The sequence below is a fragment of the Gluconobacter cerinus genome, assembly GCF_002723935.1.
GTDB lineage: Bacteria > Pseudomonadota > Alphaproteobacteria > Acetobacterales > Acetobacteraceae > Gluconobacter > Gluconobacter cerinus.
In genome coordinates this window covers 507,235-526,292 of the sequence record NZ_BEWM01000003.1, presented here as the reverse complement: position 1 = coordinate 526,292, position 19,058 = coordinate 507,235, and the positions used below count along the sequence as shown (strand labels likewise).

Genomic DNA, 19,058 nt, shown 5'->3' with positions numbered 1-19,058 from the left:
TTTCAGGAAGGGAAAATATTCAAGCCTGTCGATTTTCGATCAGTGTCCGCCGGATTGCTCGACCTCGCTCAATCCGGCTTGTAATTGCGTCCTCATCCCCTGCACGTATCGCCTGCGCCATACCCTGAGCATCTGCAACGAAGCGATCCAAGGTCTCTAACAAGACATCCTTGTTGGCGATGAAGATGTCTCGCCACATGACGGGATCAGAAGCCGCAATACGCGTGAAATCACGGAAACCTGAGGCGGCATAGTCCAGAACGGCTGCGCGGATTTCTTCGGAAAGATTATCCGCCGTATCGCAGATCGTAAAAGCCAGCAGATGGGGAAGGTGACTTACCATGGCGCAGATACGGTCATGCTTGTCATCAGGAAGAATTTTTGTGCGAGCGCCACAAAGCTCCCACAGCTTCTGGATCTTTCCTATAGCAAGCTCATTTGCGCCCTCTGGCGGCACGAGCAGCGACCAGCGGTTCTCAAAAAGCGTTGCAAAACCAGCGTCCGGCCCTGAGTGCTCGGTTCCAGCCATGGGGTGACCCGGGACATAGTCTACACCGGCGGGCAGGAGTGCCTGTATCGTAGGGCCGAGTTTTCCGCGTACAGATGCAACATCCGTGAGGATTGCTCCCGGTCGCATGTGAGGCAGAATAGCGCGCGCTGTCGCCTCTACTGCACCGACGGGAACACAGATCATCACGCAGTCAGCCTGCGCTGCCAGCGCCATATCGTCTGTAACAACGTCTGCAAATCCAAGCTCGCGGACGCGATCAAGAACGGCAGGGCTAATATCAGCCGCGATCAGCGTATCCGCTAGCGTGCCCATTTCTTTCCCCCGCCGCAGGACAGAGGAACCGATCAGACCGGGACCAATAACGGCCAGGGAACGGAAAAGGGGCATCACAGAACGCGCGGCGCGGTTGCGAAAGCGGCGTCGTCCTCTTTTTCAGCTTTTTGATGAGATGATCCGTCTTTTCCCGCAGCCCCAGCCATCGCAGACGTTCTGGCTTTTTTCAGCACCGACGTAACGGTGTCGTCAGGAGTGCCGGCAAGGGTAGCCCGTTCTTTGCGAAGACGATTCATCTCTACAACCTGCCATCCAAGAAGAACGGGGATACCGATCAGGATATCACGCCCACGGCGGAGCAGAGACAGGCTGAGGGAGATCTGTGAGTCTATTCCGAAAATGAGGCCGAGCGCCACATAGGCGGCTTCCTGCACACCAAGAGCCGCCGGAACAAGGAAGCCTGCTGACATGATCCCACACACCACGCCTTCAATGGCGAGAGCAGACAAAAACCCGACGTGAGCACCTAACAGCTCCAGAGCCGTCCATGTGGCTGCTGCACCACCGACCCAGCAACTGAAATGCACGATCGCGCCCAGCATAATGCGATCCGGGCGCCCCCAAAGCGATTCCAGCCGCGCCTGAAAAATGTCTGTATTTCCGATGAGGCTTTCTCGCCAGTCAGAGGCGATATGACGCCCGAAGAACATGGCGGCCTTGCGTACCATCGATCCGCCGCGGTGCTGCGTCCAGATGAAACCGGCAATGCCGAGAGAGAGCAGCACCATGCCGCCCATCAGAGGCCAGATAAACCGCGCGGCTCCCTGATGACCAACGAGGCAGAGAATCGCAACAAGAATGAAGGCGATCTGCCCCAGAACCTCTGTTGTGATGTCGACCAGATTGGCCGCCACACCTTCCGGCCAGTGAAGATCTTCGCCATCAACGTCCCGAGCCTGATGCCCTGCCAGGGTTGCACGAACGCCGAGGACCATTCCGCCAAGCTGGGAAAAGGGCAGGCAGGCACCGGCTGCATCGCGGACAAATCGCGCGCCGGTCAATCGTGCCAGACCAATCTGCGGTACGGCTGCCTTCCAGGCGAGGCCGAGACCGACATCCAGAACAAGCTGGATCAGCACCAGAAGGAAGAAACCTCCGACGCCAACTTTTCCAAGAGCTTCCATGACTGGCTGGATGCCTGCCTTGGCGGCAATGAATGTGAAAAGAGCCACACCCAGAAGGGAGAGAATAATAGGGAGAGTTTTTTTCAACGTCTTCGTCACATACCGTTCGCAACACGCTCTAACTCACAGCTCTGCAATATTCCAGCCTTGCAGATGCTTTCCCCCGAAAGCCACCGGCAGTATGGTGGCCGAAAAATTTCAACCTGTTGCTGATGAGCCGAGGAGAAGATTGCCACCATGAACGATGTCACACTCGTTACAGGGGCTACCGGGTTCGTTGGTTCTGCTGTTGCCCGCGTACTCCGGGAACGTGGGCACCGCCTGCGTTTGTTCGTTCGGGAAAACTCGGACCGTTCCAACATTGCAGAGCTCGACGCGGAACTTGCCATCGGGGATCTGTCTGATCCGACGACCCTTCCTGCCGCTCTCAAAGGTGTGAAGATCCTCTTTCACGTCGCTGCCGATTACCGACTCTGGGTCCCGGACCCTTCGGTCATGATGAAAGCGAACGTAGACGGCACACGGAACCTGATGCTCGCAGCTCTTGAGGCCGGGGTAGAAAAGATCGTTTACTGCTCTTCCGTAGCGGCGCTTGGGCTGAGCAAAGACGGCACACCTGCTGACGAGGAAACATACGTCACGGAAACCAGTGTCATTGGCACGTACAAACTGTCCAAGTATCGTGCGGAACAAGAAGTGCTGAAGCTGGTCCGGGAAAAAGGTCTTCCAGCGATTATCGTCAATCCGTCCACGCCGATTGGTCCGCGCGATATCAAGCCAACCCCCACCGGGCAGATGATTCTTGACTGCGCCTCCGGCCGGATGCCCGCATACGTCGAGACCGGATTGAACATCGTTCACGTAGACGATGTCGCAGAAGGCCATGTTCTGGCTCTGGAACGCGGAAAAATTGGCGAAAAATATATTCTCGGTGGCGAGAACATGATGCTGGGAGACCTCTTTAGGCTCACCAGCGAAATTGCCTGCGTCAAGCCGCCTCGGGTCAAGCTCAAGCAATCCTGGCTCTATCCAGTCGCGGTCGTTTCTGAATGGCTCGCACGAGGATTCGGGATTGAGCCCCGCGTGACGCGCGAAACACTCGCCATGTCCCGGAAGCTCATGTTCTTCTCATCGCTCAAGGCTCAAAGAGAACTGGGCTATGCGCCGCGCCCTGCACGGGATGCGATCGCGGATGCGATTTCATGGTTCCGCCTGCATGGACGTATGAAATAATGCTGTTTGGAAGCGCACTTACCAGTCTTGGGGCTTGGATTTATCTTTCACTCTTCCATGGAAAATTCTGGCAGGGTGGCCCAACTCTCAAAGCAGGTTCGTCGCCCCCATGCGCCCCGGATGTTGCAATCGTGGTGCCGGCGCGTGACGAAGCTGAGTCTATCCAGTCGTGTCTGACATCTCTTTTGCAGCAGGACTACGACGGCAAACTTTCTGTCATTCTCGTAGATGACAACAGCACGGACGGAACGGGAGATCTGGCACGCGCCGTTCCCGATCCTCATAACCGGCTTATTGTTCTTACTGGTGCCCCACGACCACCCGGATGGAGTGGCAAGCTGTGGGCAGTTAACCAGGGCGCCCAAAAGGCCCTGAACCATATTGGGCCTTACGGCTACATTCTGTTTACCGATGCCGACATCATGCATGCGCCCCAGCACCTGGCCACCCTTCTGGCCAAGGCGCGTGAAGACGATCTCGACATGGTTTCAGAGATGGTTGCCCTTAACTGCGAAAGTTCAGCCGAGCGGTTTCTTGTTCCGGCTTTCGTCTATTTCTTCGCCATGCTCTATCCGTTTGCATGGACGGCCAGTGAACGGTCACGCATTGCAGGAGCCGCAGGGGGAACAATCCTTCTCCGTCGACGCGCTCTGGAGCGGATCGGTGGCATCGAAGCCATCCGTGGCGCGCTGATTGATGACTGCACGCTCGCAGCGCATGTCAAACGATCGGGGGGCAGGCTCTATTTGGGTCATAGCGAGCTTGCATGGTCAGTTCGTCCCTATCGGGGAGCCAAAGACATCTGGGAAATGATTGCCCGGACAGCTTACGTCCAGCTTCGCCAGTCTCCATTACTTTTGCTGGCGACCATTCTAGGAATGACGCTGATCTGGCTTCTCCCTGTCGGTCTGGCACTTTTTGGCAAGGGGCGTACGAGGAAAGTCGGACTTCTGACCTATCTCGTGTCTTGCGCAACCTTCCTGCCGACTTTGAAGCGGTTCGGTCTTCCGTTATGGCGAGCATTACCGCTGCCATTCGTTGCGGCTTTTTATATGGCTGCCACCGTTGGTTCTGCCATAGACCACCATAGAGGCGTCGGCGTACGCTGGAAAAATCGTTCCTATACGGATGAGGCATCGTGACAGAAGACATCTGGGGGACGAAAGACGTCACCTCCGCCAAAGGCAAAACTGACGAAAATTTTCCCGTCGGCTCTCTACTGATTTCCCGGCGCCTGCGCCCATATGTTCACACATATTATAATTTTGCCCGCGTCGCCGATGACATGGTGGACACTCCTGACCTGACGCCGCAGCAGAAAATTGCGCGGCTGAAAGGGATGGCTGCCGTCATTCGGGGGGAAATTCAGGCGCCTCAAAGAGCAGATGCACAGACAGCCGTAAAATTAAGAGAGGTGCTTCTCAAAACAGGCGTTCCTCTGGAGACGGCAACGGATCTTCTTGAAGCATTCTGTATGGATGCAGAAAAGACACGTTATGAGAGCTGGCAGGAACTCCTGCATTACTGCCGGTATTCGGCCAACCCGGTTGGGCGCTTTCTTCTGCTGCTACACGCAGAAGGGCAGGAGACCCTGGCGCCATCAGACGCTTTGTGCTCCGCATTGCAAATCATCAACCATCTTCAAGATGCGTCTGAAGATCTGAAAACGCTGGATCGATGCTACATTCCGCTTCCCTGGCTCGAAGAAGAAGGCGTAACAATCGACGATCTTCGGCTTGTTCGAAGCAAACCAGGTCTGCGCAGCGTTTTTGATAGAATGCTGGATGGCGTAGACACGCTGAATCGCGAAGCCCGCGGACTACCGATGCTGATCAAGGATCGCCGGATGCGGCTTGAAGCTGCTGTTATCGTAGAGCTCTCGCATATTCTGACGCGCAAACTAAGGCGTCAGGACCCTGTCGCAGAACGTGTGTCCCTTACGAAATCAGACGGCGTAAAGGCATTGCTTCTGGCTATGCGATACTTTCCGTCGAACTAAATAGGATGAGGGAAGGCTTCAGACCTTCCCTCAGGCAGATCAGCCGATAATACGGTCGAGCGCTGCACAGAACTTTTTCATGTCGCTCATGGAGCCGACCGTAATACGGGAGGCATTCGGCCAGATCGGCCAAGAGCGACCAATGATAATGTTTTCCTTCAGGAAAGCATCCTTGATCGGTGCAGCAGGGCGCTTCCAGTCAATAACGAACATATTCGCATCAGACGGAATGAAGCTGATGCCCTTCTTCTGAAGGTGCTCATAGGTCATGGCGCGTGCCGCATCCATCTCACGACGGCGTGCCGCAATATCCGACGCCATGGTCAGGCTCTTCGTACCGCAGATGACCGCAGGGATCGGCAGCATGTGAGTCTGGTTCACACCATCATAGCGCATCATCTTCTCATGCAGGGCCGGAGGAGCCATGCTGAAGCCAAGTCGCAGGCCAGCCATCGCGAACATCTTCGAGAAGGTCCGCAGGACAACTACATCGCGTCCTTCAGCAACGAGCGAAACGGCGCTCGGGGCGTCAGAGAAATGGATGTAGGCTTCATCAACCAGAACAATGGAGTCTTTCGGCTTGTTCGCAACGAGCCAGCGAATATCTTCCAGCGGCGTGATGGTGCCGGTCGGGTTGTTCGGTGAGCAGATGTAGTAGACGCCGGCATTCGGATTAGCCTTCAGCATCGCCTTCACATCGGTTTTATAACCGTTCGATGCGTCCAGCGGCACCTTGGCCAACGGAATCTTGAGCCACTCAGAAGCCACCCATCCGGCTTCGTAGCTTGGGTCAGCGGTGACCAGACCACGCGTCGGGGAACAGAACGTCACGATCGTACGACAGAGCGGGTCGGACGAACCGCCCCATGGCAGAATGCAATTTTCTGGAACGTTGTCGATCTTGGCGGCTGTGCGGATCAGATCTTCGCGGGTATGGCCGCTCGGATCATACCGGTTTCCTTCGAAAACGGCAGCGGCACCCGCCTTGGCAGCGGCTGGAAAAGGACCTGTCCAGCATTCATTGCTGCCGATGCGGACCATTTTGGTGACATCACCGGGCGGCAGCGCGGTGAGGGGGGAAGCCTCCGCGCGCCCAACAAGGGACCGAACTGCCATGCCTGCACTCATCAGTGCAGCCACGCGGCCCAGACTACGACGGGAATAACCGCGTGAGAGAAGATCGTCTTTTGCTTCAGGGGACAGGCAGTCGGTCATGCTCGGCTCACGCTCCTAGTGTGTCTGAAAACATACTAGAAACGAAACGATCTGTCTGTCAAAGCCCGAAATGAAATCGGATTTCAGTATTCCGGTTTCTGCTTGTCCACGGGGATAGAGGTCGGCTTCCCCTCAACGCCCGCATAGGTCAGCAGAAGAACGGTCGGGACATCTCCTGACACACCACGATGCACATCATTCACTGACTCCGCAAAGGCTTCGCCCTGATGAAAGGTTCTGGTTTTGCCACTCTCACGGTCTTCAATTTTCAGCGTTCCCTGCAGGACATAACCAGCGTTTGGAAATGGATGGACATGCCAGGGCAGGGCCGTGTGAGGCGGAATGGTGAGCCGGATCATACTCAGTTCTGGCTGAGAGGTGGAATACGGCGTGTAGGTTACTCCGTTCCAAGAATGGGATGCGTTCAGCAGGTGATCAGCATGGGCGGTGGCTGTCGACGATTCTGCATGGGCAACTGAACCCGCAGTCAGGCAGGACAGAAGGATCAGAGACAAACGGAAATTCATCAGATACTCCTTTGGGCAGAGTGTTGCCATTTGGCATCATACAAACGTATGGGATCCCATTCCGTTCGTGTCGGCTTTGTGACATCCCGGTTTGGGGCTAGAACGCAGAATTTCTGAAACAGAACAGGTGACAGACATGGTTTTCAGCAGGGCGCGTGCTTTTTCTGGTCTTCCCTGCGCGCAGGCCGATCTTGACCATGTTGCGCACATTGTCACAGCTTCCGGGACGTCTTTTGCCAGAGGTATGAAGGTCTTACCGGCTGCGAGACGGCAGGCCATGTTTGCAATCTATGCGTTCTGCCGGCAGGTCGACGACATTGCGGATGGTGACACAAATGTCGCTGACCCCGCACAGGCCCTGCAGGAATGGCATGAACGTATAGACCGCCTGTATCAGGGGGAAACGCAGGACGCACTCGATCGTGTTCTGGTAGCAGCTATTTTCCGGTTCCAGCTTCAGGCCAAGGATTTCCATGCTGTTATTGACGGTATGGCCATGGACTGCGGTGCCCCCATTGTTGCACCTGACGAGAAAACCCTGGATCTGTATTGCGATCGCGTTGCGTCAGCCGTAGGTCGCCTTTCGGTTCGTGCCTTCGGCGACTCTTCCGCCGCTGCTGACCGTGTATCCAAACATCTGGGTCGCGCTCTCCAGCTTACCAACATTCTGCGCGACATTGCTGAAGATGCAGCGCGGGACCGGCTGTACCTTCCGTCAGAACTGCTGGAACGCTTCAACGTACCCACCAATCCGAAAGAAGCTCTGTACGCACATGGCCTGGATGATGTGGCCCGTATCCTGAGCCGCCGTGCTCATGATCATTTCCGGGAAGCGCGCCGTGCAATGAAAGAATGCAACAGCACCGCCATGCGTCCAGCACGCATGATGGCAGCGTCTTATGAGCCAGTCCTGAACGCACTCGAAAAGCGTGGATGGAAAAATCCGGAGCTTTCTCCAAAAGTCAGTAAGGGCTGGAGGGCAGTCCGCGCTCTGGCGGCATACGTGAAGTAAGCCCCATGAGCCACGTTCATATTATTGGCGGAGGTCTGTCCGGCCTGTCTGCTGCCGTAGAACTTGCCGCCCAGGCCCAGGTCACGATTTACGAAGCGGGCCCTGCCTGTGGCGGACGCGCACGCTCTTTTCATGACCGCACGCTCGATACCCTGATCGACAACGGCAACCATCTGCTGCTGTCGGCCAACGGCCTGACATTCCGGTATCTGGATATTCTCGGCGCCCGTCACACACTGGCAGGCCCCGGTATTCCGATCTTTCCTTACTATGATCTGGCAGAAGATCTGGCTTGGACACTTCGGCTTTCCAAAGGAAAAGTCCCATTCTGGGCATTACCCGGCGGTCGCCGCGTTCCAGGGATGAAGCTTTCCGAACTGGCATCCCTCGGGCGCTTCCTGAAAGCTGATGACACGACCGTTGTGGAAGAGTGCCTGAAGCCCGGTCAGCTAAGCCGGCGCCTTTTGGAGCCTTTCGCCATCTCGGTTCTGAACACAGACCTGCACACTGGTAGTGCACTGCTGTTGGGAAACGTCATCCGGAAGTCTCTGGCACAAGGCGGTATGGCTTGCTGCCCCTGGTTCCCAAAAATTGGCCTATCTGAAACACTGGTCGACCCAGCGATTTCATACCTGAACCGGTATCATGCGACGGTCCGCACGGGCGTCCGTGTTAGTACCATCATCAGAGAGAATGGCCGCGCGACTGCCATTGAGACGACGGAAGGCCGCATTGAGCTTGGCCCAGAAGACCACGTCATTGTCACTACACCCGCTCCGGTTACCCAGAACCTATTGCCGGAACTGGTTGTGCCAGACGCGTTCGAGAGCATTGCAAACGCGCATTTCAAACTTGCCGCGCCCGTAGAGGCGAGGGGTGTCGTCGCTCAGGCAGGCTTTGTAGGTCTCGTGGGTGGTATTTCGGAGTGGATCTTTCTGAAAGGCGACGTCCTTTCCGTCACGGTTAGCGCCGCTAATCGCTACGCAGATCGCGACAGCAACGAGATGCTTGCCACGATCTGGTCTGAAATCCGGCGCGCACTGGATCCCATTTTGCCTCAGCCACTCCCTGTCGCGATGCCACCTGCTCGGCTGCTACGGGAAAAACGAGCGACATTCGCCGCGACACCAGAGCAAAACCGGCGTCGCCCCAAAGCGAAGACAGATACCGCCAATATGGCGCTGGCGGGAGACTGGACGGATACGGGGCTTCCCTCAACAATCGAAGGGGCCATTCAATCCGGGCTGGCAGCTGTCAGCGCTCTGGGTTTCCGTTCTGCCGTGAAAAACACGGAAACGTGATGAGTGCTCTCCAAACCATGGCTGTAACACAACTCCCGATAATGAGGGCTGCATGTCCCGGGAGACCTGAACAATGCTGATCTATCCTGATGAAAAGGAGGACCGTGTGAGCGAGACCCTTTCCCACAAGCCTGTCGACGCCGAAAACGTCAACCGCGCCATTGAGGGGGCCCATGCCGCTCTGGGCAATCGCCAGAAAGACGACGGACACTGGGTTTTTGAACTTGAGGCAGACGCTACAATTCCTGCCGAATACGTTCTGCTAGAGCATTATCTTGATCGTATTGATCAGGAAAAGCAGGACAAGATCGGCGTTTATCTGCGCCGTATTCAGGGCGAACATGGGGGCTGGCCGCTTTATTTTGGCGGCGGCTTTGACTTGTCCGCAAGTGTAAAAGCTTACTTCGCGCTCAAGGCCATCGGGGACAGTATAGACGCGCCACATATGCGTCGCGCCCGCGAAGCCATCCTGGACCACGGCGGGGCCGCCCGGTCCAATGTGTTCACACGCATTCAGCTTGCCCTGTATGGTGAAGTGCCTTGGGATGCCACGCCTGTCATGCCGGTTGAGCTCATGCTGCTCCCGCGGAAGGCGTTCTTCTCAGTCTGGAACATGTCGTACTGGTCACGATGTGTGCTGGCGCCGATGCTGGCAGTGGGGGCTATGAAGCCTACTGCCATCAATCCACGTGGCATTCATATTCAGGAACTGTTCGTCAAACCACCTGAGCTGGTCAAGGACTGGATCCGGGGTCCATACCGCTCAATCTGGGGACGGGCTTTCAAACATCTGGACTCTGCGCTTCGGCCTGTCCTGCCGCTCATCCCTAACCGCATCCATGAGAAGGCCATCAAGGCTGCCATCAGCTTTATCGAACCACGCCTGAGTCGTGGCGGCCTTGGAGCGATCTACCCTGCCATGGCCAACGTGGTCATGATGTATCGCGCGCTTGGCGTGCCCGACAGCGATCCGCGCGTGGTCACGGCATGGGAGTCCATTCAGGACCTTCTTGTTCAGAAAGAAGACGAAATTTACTGTCAGCCCTGCGTCTCACCTGTGTGGGATACAGGACTGTCAGGGCTTGCCATGATGGAAGCGGCATCCGGTGCTCATCCCACCAAACGGGACGAAACCATCGCGAAGCTCAAGAAAAGTGCTGAATGGCTGCGGGACCGCCAGATCCTGAATGTCAAAGGAGACTGGGCAGTCAACACACCCAATCTACGTCCGGGTGGTTGGGCTTTCCAGTACGAAAACGATTACTACCCGGATGTGGATGATACGGCTGTTGTCGGCATGCTTCTGCATCGCGTTGATCCTGAAGAGAACCGTGAAGCCATTGAACGCGCACGGGAATGGATCATTGGAATGCAAAGCACCAATGGTGGGTGGGGCGCGTTCGACATCGATAATGATCTCGAAATGCTGAACCATATTCCCTTCTCGGATCATGGCGCGCTTCTGGACCCACCAACTGCCGATGTGTCCGCACGGTGCATTTCTTTCCTGTGTCAGCTTGGCCATCCGGAAGACCGGCCAGTCATCGACAAGGCACTGGATTACCTGCGCAAAGAGCAGGAAAAAGAAGGCTGCTGGTTCGGTCGCTGGGGCACGAACTATATCTACGGCACCTGGTCTGTTCTCTGCGCTCTGAACATTGCGGGCATCTCCTATGATGACCCGATGGTGAAGCGCGCCGTCACATGGCTGGAAGACGTGCAGCGTGCAGATGGCGGATGGGGGGAAGATTGCGCAACCTATGAAGGCGCGCCTCCAGGTACGTACAAGGAGAGCCTGCCGTCACAGACCGCCTGGGCTGTTCTCGCTTTGATGGCTGTGGGCCGCCGTGACAGTGAAGCCGTCAAGCGTGGCATCAACTTCCTGACATCAAAGCAGGATGATAACGGCGAATGGCAGGAAGACGCCTATAACGCTGTTGGCTTCCCGAAGGTATTTTACCTCCGCTATCACGGCTACAAGCAGTTCTTCCCGCTTCAGGCTCTTTCGCGTTACCGCAATCTGGGAACCAGCAACACCGGTCGCGTGGAATACGGTTTCTGATGCTAGGTGTTCTAGTGGGAATGAAGCAGGAAGCGCGCATCATTCGCCGCTTCCTGCCGGACGCACCGATTGCTTTGAGCAATGCTACAGCATCAGGCGCTGTGGCAGGAGCCGAGAGGCTTCTGCGCGCTGGAGCAACACGTCTGCTATCTTTCGGATGCGCTGGCGGACTATCAACCAGCGTAAAACCGGGCACGATTATCGTGGCAGATTGTGTTGTCATGACCGGTACAAGTTACGAGGCCGATGCGGGTCTGAGCAAGCAGTTCGGGGCAGACCATGCTCGTCAAGGGCGCATTTTTCATAGCGACAGCCTCATCGAAACGGCGGAAGAAAAATCCCGTCTCTACGAGACTACAGGCTGCATCGCCGTCGATATGGAAAGCGGCGCAATAGCCAGAACCGGCAAGCCTTTCGCAGTCCTTCGTGTCGTCTGCGACGATTCATCACGAAACTTACCGCCAGCTGCACGGGATGGCCTCAAGGATGGCGCCATCCATCTTGGCGGACTGTTGTCCTCTCTCGTCAGGCAGCCATCGCAGATTCCTGCGCTCATCGAGCTGGGCAAGGACGCTGCCATGGCGCAGAAAGCAATGGCCTTATTTCTGGAAGCCCATCCGCCGCAGCTGTGAGAAAACCCTAGCTCCCGCAAAAGTCGCCAGAACGCCTGCGGGCACCAGCCAAGGGAAGGCGATGGGATGACCTTCAATTCTGACCATCGCCAGACCGGCCAAAACAACAACGGCTGTTATAAAACCGGCAATCCCATTTGCCTCATCTCGTGAATGTCCGACCATAGCCAGCAAAAACACTCCAAGTGTTGCACCATAGCTGTAAGACGCGATTGAGAGCCCGAACACGACGGCAGAGCCAGTCGGGTGAGAGAAAGAGAGCGCGGTCACAACAAGCAGAACGGCCCAGAAACACGTCGCCGTCCGCAGGGACAGCTTCTTCTTTGGAAAAAAATCGCTTTTTGTGGCGGCTGCCATTGAATTCATGGCACTGGAAAGAGATCCCATTGTCGCAGCAAGAATGCCAGCTACGAGCAGTCCGCGCAGAATAGGGGGCAATGTCAGAACAAACTGCGGGAAGAGTGCATCTGGAGCACCATGATAATCAGGCCAAAGTGCTCTTAACCCCACCCCGACAAATGAGAGCAGGGCGAACAGCAACGCCACGACAAACACACTTCCAATCATCGCTGCCCGCGCGCCTTTGAGCGTCTTTGCTGCAAGGCAACGCTGAAGCATGAGTTGGTCTGTACCGTGTGAGGCAAGGGAAAGAATTGCGCCGCCGACAACAGCTCCGGCTACGGAAAAAGGATTCGTGAAGGCTGGCAATCCCGCGGTAAACATGGGAGCTACATGAAAAATATCAGTCCCTGAGCGGCTGAACAGCACGACCCCACACGCGACACTGCCGCCGAGATAAAGAAGCAATTGAAGCGTGTCGGACCAGACGACAGCTTTCAGACCGCCCGCCAGCGTATAAGCCAGCGTGAGAATGACAATCCCCATAAGGAGGGCAATATCCGGAATGGGATAGCCGATACTCGCACACAACAGGGAAACCGGAATCATGCCGGCGTACAAACGCACGCCTTCGGCAAGAAGGCGCGTCAGCAGGAACGTGCCAGACACCAGTTTCTGAAGACGTATTCCGAACCGCTGACCGACATACCGATAGATGGATGTCGCACCCCGCTCATGCAGAGGCAGAAACCACCAGGCGACAGCCACGCGTCCGAGCAGATACCCGACTGCCAACCCCAGAAAAACATATCCATGCAGGTATGCCACGCCAGGAACACTGACGATCGTCAGTGTGGACGTCTCGGTTGCAACTAACGAAAGGCAGATAGCCCAAGGCGGAAGATCTTTATGAGGTTGCCGCGCCAGAGTGAGCGCAAAAAGCGGCAACGACACGAGGTAAAGCAGGATGACAGTAAGGCTCTGGATCATCCTGTCCGTTCTGTAGGTGGAACGTGATCCGGTCAAGCACCGGAACTGACGAGCGCCCTTAAAAAAGCGCTCGTCAGTTCAACGATCAGCCTTCGTCGCTTAGTCGCTCAGGGCGGAAACCCGTGGCAATGACATAAAGTTCGCTTGATTCCTTACGAGAGGCAGGCGGCTTAACATGCTTGACCGAAGAGAAGGCTTTCTTCATGGATTCAAGCATCTGTTTTTCAGAGCCACCCTGAAAGACCTTGGCCACGAAGCTTCCACCTTCAGCCAGAACCTGAACTGCAAAATCCAGCGCACCCTCTGCCAGTCCCATAATCCGCATATGGTCTGTTGCGGCATGGCCCGTTGTGTTGGGAGCCATATCAGACATGACGAGGTCTGCTGGGCCGCCGAGAATTTCTTTGAGGCGATCAGGCATTTCCGGATCCGTAAAATCACCTTCAATGATCTCGGCACCGCTGACAGGATCGACAGGCAGGAGGTCCACACCTGCAATGTTGCCAGCACCACGTTTGACTGCAACCTGAGACCAGCCGCCTGGGGCCGCTCCCAGATCGATGACGCGTGCACCCGGCTTGATGATGTGAAACCGGTCATCGATTTCAATCAGCTTAAAGGCTGCACGTGAACGCCAGCCCTGTTTACGGGCTGCCGCAACATAGGGATCGTTGAGCTGCCGGTTCAACCAGCGCTGCTGTGCCGTGGTGCGCCCACGGGCTGTTCTGAGGGTGACGACCTTATTACGGGCCGTCTGTGAAGTAGAGGCGTCCTGAGTAGCGTCAGCTGCACCTGGTGCGGCAGCACTCTTGAGAGCTTTTCCAGGGATGCGCTTGGGTCCCGTATCCTTTTTGGAAGAACCGGAGCGGGATCTGGGCGGCTTCATATCGTGGCGTAATTCCCGAGAGGGCCCCTCGAACGGGGCGTTACATGTCGATGGGTCCTGCGGCGTTCTCTAGTGAAACGCTGACCATGATCGCGGGCCATACGCAGCAGCATGCCATCACGCAACCCCCGATCGGCAATCGTGACCTCTTCTATAGGCCATGTCCGATGAATTGCCTCGAAAATTGCACATCCGGGAAGAACATACTTTACGCGATCCTGTCCGACACAGGGATGCATCGCCAAATGATCGCGCGAAAGGCTACGGAGCGTGTCGATGGCACTTCGCATGATTTGCCCCGGCAAAGTCAGGCCATCAATCGCCGCGCGATTATAACGGGGCAGGGCCAGAGCGACACCGGCTAGGGTCGTGACAGTACCAGACGTACCCAGCAGGCACGCATTTCCCTGCGCGACTTCACGGCGGATGCGGTGAACATTCTCAAAACCTACAAGGTGGCTCTGCACGTGAGAAACCATCTCTTCATAGGACGAGCCATGGCCTTCACCGAACATCTCCTGAAGCGTGATTACACCCACAGGCATGCTGGTTGTCCCAATCAGTGTCTGAGACTTACGTTCCTGATCAACACGCACCCATGCAACTTCAGTGGAGCCACCACCAATATCAAACAGAACGCCACGTTCGGATTGAGAAGGTGGCCGTGACGGCATCCGGAAGAGGGGAGAACAGCTCTCCAGCGCGAGCTCTGCTTCCTCACGCGCCGTAATAATATCAATGGTCAGGCCGATTTCACTCTGCACACGCTCAAGGAACTCGCGACCATTCACGGCACGACGGCAGGCTTCGGTGGCCACAGCGCGAACGTGGGAGAGGGGCCACTGCCGCATGCGCTCGACGCAAATGCGCAGAGCATCAAGCGCGCGTGTCATAGATTCTTCAGCCAGTCGGCCGCTGACACGCAGACCTTCCCCTAACCGGACAGACCTGTTGAAACTGTCCACGACCCGAAACCCATTCGGTGTGCCTGCGGCAATCATCAGCCGACAGTTATTCGTCCCAAGATCAATGGCCCCAAAGAACGGACCGGCCTGACGGGCACCAGACGCGCGAATTTGCGCCTGACCTGAAAGCCTTTGCTCCGTTCCTTGCCTCATCATCTTGTTTAGGCTCCCGATTTTGCCCGTGCTGGGACCTTGAATATGCAGCATGAGACGGGAAAACGTCTTACCGCAAGAAAAATATCAGTTTTTTCAAAAAAAGTGGAAAGACCCCCTTGCGTCACTCAGCCGTGATGGGTAAACACCCACTCACCGCTTGGGAGATAGTTTAGCGGTAGAACTACCGGCTCTGACCCGGTCAGCCCTGGTTCGAATCCAGGTCTCCCAGCCAACAAATTCCTTAAAATCTACCGCAAAAAAGAGACTTCCCCTCCAGGGGGGAATTAGTCTATGAGGACCCGCCAACGGCCGGCTGGGCCTCTTGGCCCCCGGTTCAGACTTCAAGCGTCCCACGACGCATGACCAACGGGGGCCAGCGGGCATGACATCCTCTTCCTGCAAAACTGATTTTAACGCACGCATACGTGAAGCACTGGCGTTCGACGATGTTCTCGTCGAGCCAGCTGAATCGTCCGTGCTTCCGGCCCAGACGTCGACGCGTACACGCCTCACACGCACCATCGAGTTGAACATTCCCTTGATGTCTTCCGCCATGGACACGGTGACGGAAGATGGCATGGCGATCGCCATGGCTCAGCAGGGTGGCATGGGCGTCATTCACAAGAACCTTTCCATTGAAGAGCAGGCTGAGCAGGTTCGTCGCGTCAAGCGCTTTGAATCCGGCATGGTGGTGAACCCCGTCACCGTTGGCCCGGACCAGACGCTGGCTGAAGTCAACGCCATCATGGCGCGCCACGGTGTCTCCGGCCTTCCGGTTGTGGAAGAGGGAACTGGCATTTTGGTTGGCATCCTGACCAACCGTGACGTCCGTTTCACCACGGACCTGAACACCCGCGTCCGTGATCTGATGACGAAGGACAATCTTGTCACGGTTCTCAATGGCGCTGCCCCTGAAGAAGCTCGTGCACTCCTGCATCGTCACCGCATCGAAAAGCTGCTGGTCGTTGATGAGGGCGGCCGCTGCATCGGCCTCATCACCGTCAAGGACATGGACAAGGCGACAACGCATCCGCTCGCCATCAAGGACGCGCAGGGACGGCTTCGCTGTGCCGCGGCTGTCGGCGTTGGAGAAGATGGCCTGAACCGTGCTGCCGCCCTCGTAGAAGCCGGTGTGGACGTTATTGTGGTTGATACCGCTCATGGCCACTCCCACGGCGTTCTAAGCACCGTCCGGACACTGAAGGAGCGTCACCCAGGTCTTCAGGTCATCGCAGGTAACGTCGCGACCCCACAGGCAGCGCGCGCACTTATTGAAGCAGGCGCAGATTGCATCAAGGTTGGTATTGGCCCTGGCTCCATCTGCACAACCCGCGTTGTTGCAGGCGTCGGTGTTCCGCAGTTCTCCGCCGTCATGGAGACGGCAGCAGCCTGTCATGAGCTTGATGTTCCGGCCATCGCGGATGGCGGTATCCGGACATCCGGTGACATTGTAAAGGCCATTGGTGCCGGTGCTGACGTCGTGATGGTTGGCTCGCTGCTGGCCGGTACGGATGAGAGCCCGGGTGAGACGTTCCTGTATCAGGGGCGCTCCTATAAGTCGTATCGTGGCATGGGGTCTCTTGGTGCCATGGCCCGAGGTTCAGCGGATCGTTATTTCCAGGCAGAAGTCCGTGACACGCTGAAGCTCGTGCCGGAAGGGATCGAAGGGCAGGTTCCTTATAAAGGTGGCATGGCGCCAGTCGTGCACCAGCTTGTTGGGGGCCTGAAAGCTGGCATGGGCTACACCGGATCTGCCACGGTTTCGGAACTTCAGGTGCGAACCATGTTCCGTCGCATCACAAATGCGGGCCTTCGTGAAAGCCATGTTCATGACGTGACAATCACGCGTGAAGCTCCGAACTATCGCCGGGACTGACATTTCCTGTGCATTGGCCTCTCGCTTTGAGAGGCCAAACCGGCTACGGGGGCGATATGACCCCCGCAGCTCGCCTTTCCGGCGCCATTGATCTGCTTTGTGCGATCCAGAATGCGCCCCGCCGTCCCGCAGACGCTACCGCCAACGCTTTTTTCCGTGAACGCCGTTATATAGGCGGCGGAGACCGGCGCGCCATTTCCACGCTTGCCTGGGATGTGCTGCGTGGCTGGCGGCGTCTGCACTGGCACCTGGAAGGCAGCCAGGGCGAAATTTCCCCACGCCTGCTATGTGCCGCCTCCATGCTGCTAACCGGCACGACGATGGATCAAGTTCGCATGTTGTTCAGTGGCGAGCGTTATGCTCAAAAGCCTCTGACGCCGCGTGAAGATGTGAACCTTAAGCATCTGGAAGGAAAAGAACTTTCCACCCAGAAGCAACCTGTAGCAGTCCGCCTCGAATATCCGGACTGGATTGAGCCAGCCCTACGCGAAACTTTCGGATCCCGAATGGCTGACGAAATGGAAGCCATGCTGGGAACCCCGACTTTGGATCTTCGCGTGAACCTCCTCAAGGGCACTCGCGAGGACGGTCTGCGTGCGCTGAAGAGCGAGGGACTGAACGCCGTCCCAACAAAGCTCTCGCCATGGGGATTGCGTCTCGATGGCCGTCAGCCAGTTACGGCAGCACAGGCTTTCAAAGACGGGTTGGTAGAAATTCAGGACGAAGGTTCTCAGCTCGTTGTCGCCGCCGCTGGCGCCAAACCGGAACACCGCGTTCTGGATTACTGCGCCGGCGCTGGCGGCAAGACTCTTGCCCTTGCCATGACCATGGAAAACAAGGGCCATATCGTTGCCTGTGACGTTCATGAAAAGCGCCTTGAAGGGGCTGTAAAACGTCTGCGTCGGGCAGGGGTGCATAATGTTGAGCGACACCTGCTCACCACAGGCGACAAATGGGCCAAGCGTCGGGCAGCAAGCTTCGATCGCGTTCTGGTGGATGCACCCTGTTCGGGCACCGGCACATGGCGCCGCAACCCGGATGCACGCCTGCGACTGACACCTGAAGACATTCAGGAACTTGTTATCAAACAGTCAGAAATCCTTGATCGTGCAGCATCTTTGGTTAAACCAGGCGGCCGGATGATTTATGCGACGTGCTCTCTTTTGGCCGCTGAAAACGGGCAGCAGATTGATGCATTCCTGAAGCGTCGGACAGATTTTGTTCGTGTAGCTACGGAAGACCTACCCGATCTTCTGCCAGCCGAACTTCGCGAAAAGGCTCAGTTTTCCCTGACGCCCCTTCGTGACGGAACGGATGGCTTCTTTGCCTGCGTCATTCAGCGGGTTGAACAGAAGGTTGAGACGTCACAGGAAGAAGCTCCTTCCACATAACAAGCGCATCCACATACCCTTGCTCAGGGTGGTTGAACGCACCGGGTAGCGTTCCAACCACCCTGAAACCAAGATGCTTCCAAAGCGCAATGGCTCGCAGATTGGTGCTAACGACAAAGTTGAACTGCATCCCCCTGTATCCGAGTGCCTGAGCCTCTTTCAGAGCATATGTTCCCATTTGCGTTCCCGCACCATATCCCGGCGCTGCCACAAAACCAGCATTAGCAACATGCTGACCGCCGCCCTTCTGATTGTCCTGCACATAGAATGTGCCCACAATCTGGCCTGTCTTTGTCTCGGCCACATACACACGATGCTCGACGGCCATCCAATACGCCAGGGCCTGACGACGGCCCCACGTTCGCGGCAGAGCGTACGTTTCCCCAGCTTTGAGAACAGGTGCCAGCAAGCGCCAGATACCCTCTCGGTCCAGGGACTGTGCCGGACGAATGGTCAGGATCGTTTCAACCATCGGATAACACTCTCAAAATCACGCAGTTAGGCCC

17 protein-coding genes and 1 tRNA gene are annotated in these 19,058 nt (G+C 56.6%); 10 read left to right on the top strand and 8 right to left on the bottom strand.

The genetic code is table 11. From position 1 onward, the window contains the following. Positions 1-19 precede the first annotated feature (19 nt). Both GCE01_RS09785 and GCE01_RS09780 read right to left on the bottom strand, forming a co-directional pair. Positions 20-898, bottom strand: coding sequence for a prephenate dehydrogenase/arogenate dehydrogenase family protein (locus GCE01_RS09785; RefSeq protein ID WP_099212717.1), 879 nt, complete (start codon positions 896-898; stop codon positions 20-22). Continuing rightward, on the bottom strand, positions 898-2,067 hold the full coding sequence (locus GCE01_RS09780) for a lysylphosphatidylglycerol synthase domain-containing protein (protein WP_099212666.1): 1,170 nt from the start codon (positions 2,065-2,067) through the stop codon (positions 898-900). The genes GCE01_RS09785 and GCE01_RS09780 overlap by 1 nt, the downstream gene beginning before the upstream one ends. A 138-nt stretch (positions 2,068-2,205) precedes the next feature. Here GCE01_RS09780 and hpnA point away from each other — a divergent pair, with 138 nt between their 5' ends. The 3 genes from hpnA to hpnC are packed head-to-tail and all read left to right on the top strand — an operon-like array spanning position 2,206 to position 5,200. Then, entirely contained in the window at positions 2,206-3,201 is a 996-nt protein-coding gene (gene hpnA, locus GCE01_RS09775; protein WP_099212665.1) for a hopanoid-associated sugar epimerase, read from the top strand. Continuing rightward, positions 3,201-4,343: a glycosyltransferase gene (locus GCE01_RS09770; RefSeq protein WP_086633216.1), complete on the top strand. Its 1,143-nt coding sequence runs from the start codon at positions 3,201-3,203 to the stop codon at positions 4,341-4,343. Before hpnA ends, GCE01_RS09770 begins: the two co-directional genes overlap by 1 nt. After that, the gene (gene hpnC / locus GCE01_RS09765; protein ID WP_099212664.1) at positions 4,340-5,200 is read left to right on the top strand and encodes a squalene synthase HpnC; all 861 of its coding nucleotides are present in this window, start codon (positions 4,340-4,342) and stop codon (positions 5,198-5,200) included. Before GCE01_RS09770 ends, hpnC begins: the two co-directional genes overlap by 4 nt. Positions 5,201-5,239: 39 nt before the next feature. Here the strand turns inward: hpnC and GCE01_RS09760 are convergent, their stop codons facing one another. Together GCE01_RS09760 and GCE01_RS09755 are read right to left on the bottom strand one after the other, a co-directional pair. Further along, positions 5,240-6,415, bottom strand: a complete 1,176-nt coding sequence (locus tag GCE01_RS09760) for a pyridoxal phosphate-dependent aminotransferase (protein WP_099212663.1) — start codon at positions 6,413-6,415, stop codon at positions 5,240-5,242. A gap of 83 nt (positions 6,416-6,498) precedes the next feature. Further along, positions 6,499-6,942, bottom strand: coding sequence for a cupin domain-containing protein (locus GCE01_RS09755; RefSeq protein ID WP_064272913.1), 444 nt, complete (start codon positions 6,940-6,942; stop codon positions 6,499-6,501). A 136-nt stretch (positions 6,943-7,078) separates the two neighbouring features. Here GCE01_RS09755 and hpnD point away from each other — a divergent pair, with 136 nt between their 5' ends. From hpnD to GCE01_RS09735, 4 genes are all read left to right on the top strand, one after another. After that, positions 7,079-7,954 carry a presqualene diphosphate synthase HpnD gene (hpnD, locus tag GCE01_RS09750; RefSeq protein WP_099212662.1) on the top strand — a complete coding sequence of 292 codons (876 nt, stop codon included), beginning with the start codon at positions 7,079-7,081 and terminating at the stop codon, positions 7,952-7,954. 5 nt (positions 7,955-7,959) lie between these two features. After that, positions 7,960-9,255, top strand: coding sequence for a hydroxysqualene dehydroxylase HpnE (hpnE, locus tag GCE01_RS09745; RefSeq protein WP_099212661.1), 1,296 nt, complete (start codon positions 7,960-7,962; stop codon positions 9,253-9,255). Positions 9,256-9,328: 73 nt separating this feature from the next. Further along, the gene (gene shc / locus GCE01_RS09740; RefSeq protein WP_099212660.1) at positions 9,329-11,317 is read left to right on the top strand and encodes a squalene--hopene cyclase; all 1,989 of its coding nucleotides are present in this window, start codon (positions 9,329-9,331) and stop codon (positions 11,315-11,317) included. Continuing rightward, positions 11,317-11,949, top strand: coding sequence for a phosphorylase family protein (locus GCE01_RS09735; protein WP_099212659.1), 633 nt, complete (start codon positions 11,317-11,319; stop codon positions 11,947-11,949). The genes shc and GCE01_RS09735 overlap by 1 nt, the downstream gene beginning before the upstream one ends. On the opposite strand, the gene GCE01_RS09730 is transcribed toward GCE01_RS09735, so the two are convergent. From GCE01_RS09730 to GCE01_RS09720, 3 genes are all read right to left on the bottom strand, one after another. Beyond that, a complete protein-coding gene (locus GCE01_RS09730; protein WP_099212658.1) occupies positions 11,917-13,278 on the bottom strand; it encodes a sodium:solute symporter in 1,362 nt (453 codons plus the stop codon). The genes GCE01_RS09735 and GCE01_RS09730 overlap by 33 nt on opposite strands. Positions 13,279-13,363: 85 nt before the next feature. Continuing rightward, complete coding sequence (locus GCE01_RS09725; RefSeq protein WP_046901679.1) at positions 13,364-14,164, bottom strand: RlmE family RNA methyltransferase; 801 nt, start codon at positions 14,162-14,164, stop codon at positions 13,364-13,366. Continuing rightward, a complete protein-coding gene (locus tag GCE01_RS09720; protein WP_046902098.1) occupies positions 14,161-15,285 on the bottom strand; it encodes a Ppx/GppA phosphatase family protein in 1,125 nt (374 codons plus the stop codon). The genes GCE01_RS09725 and GCE01_RS09720 overlap by 4 nt, the downstream gene beginning before the upstream one ends. Positions 15,286-15,443: 158 nt before the next feature. Between GCE01_RS09720 and GCE01_RS09715 the strand changes: the two genes are divergently transcribed. From GCE01_RS09715 to GCE01_RS09705, 3 genes are all read left to right on the top strand, one after another. Then, positions 15,444-15,517 (top strand) — tRNA-Gln (locus tag GCE01_RS09715). 150 nt (positions 15,518-15,667) lie between these two features. Further along, entirely contained in the window at positions 15,668-17,161 is a 1,494-nt protein-coding gene (guaB, locus tag GCE01_RS09710) for an IMP dehydrogenase (RefSeq protein ID WP_099212657.1), read from the top strand. Positions 17,162-17,217: 56 nt separating this feature from the next. Further along, positions 17,218-18,552 (top strand): RsmB/NOP family class I SAM-dependent RNA methyltransferase, encoded by a 1,335-nt coding sequence (locus GCE01_RS09705; RefSeq protein ID WP_099212656.1) that lies wholly within the window; start codon positions 17,218-17,220, stop codon positions 18,550-18,552. Here the strand turns inward: GCE01_RS09705 and GCE01_RS09700 are convergent. Beyond that, positions 18,494-19,024 carry a GNAT family N-acetyltransferase gene (locus GCE01_RS09700; RefSeq protein WP_099212655.1) on the bottom strand — a complete coding sequence of 177 codons (531 nt, stop codon included), beginning with the start codon at positions 19,022-19,024 and terminating at the stop codon, positions 18,494-18,496. The genes GCE01_RS09705 and GCE01_RS09700 overlap by 59 nt on opposite strands. Between the last annotated feature and the right edge of the window lie 34 nt (positions 19,025-19,058).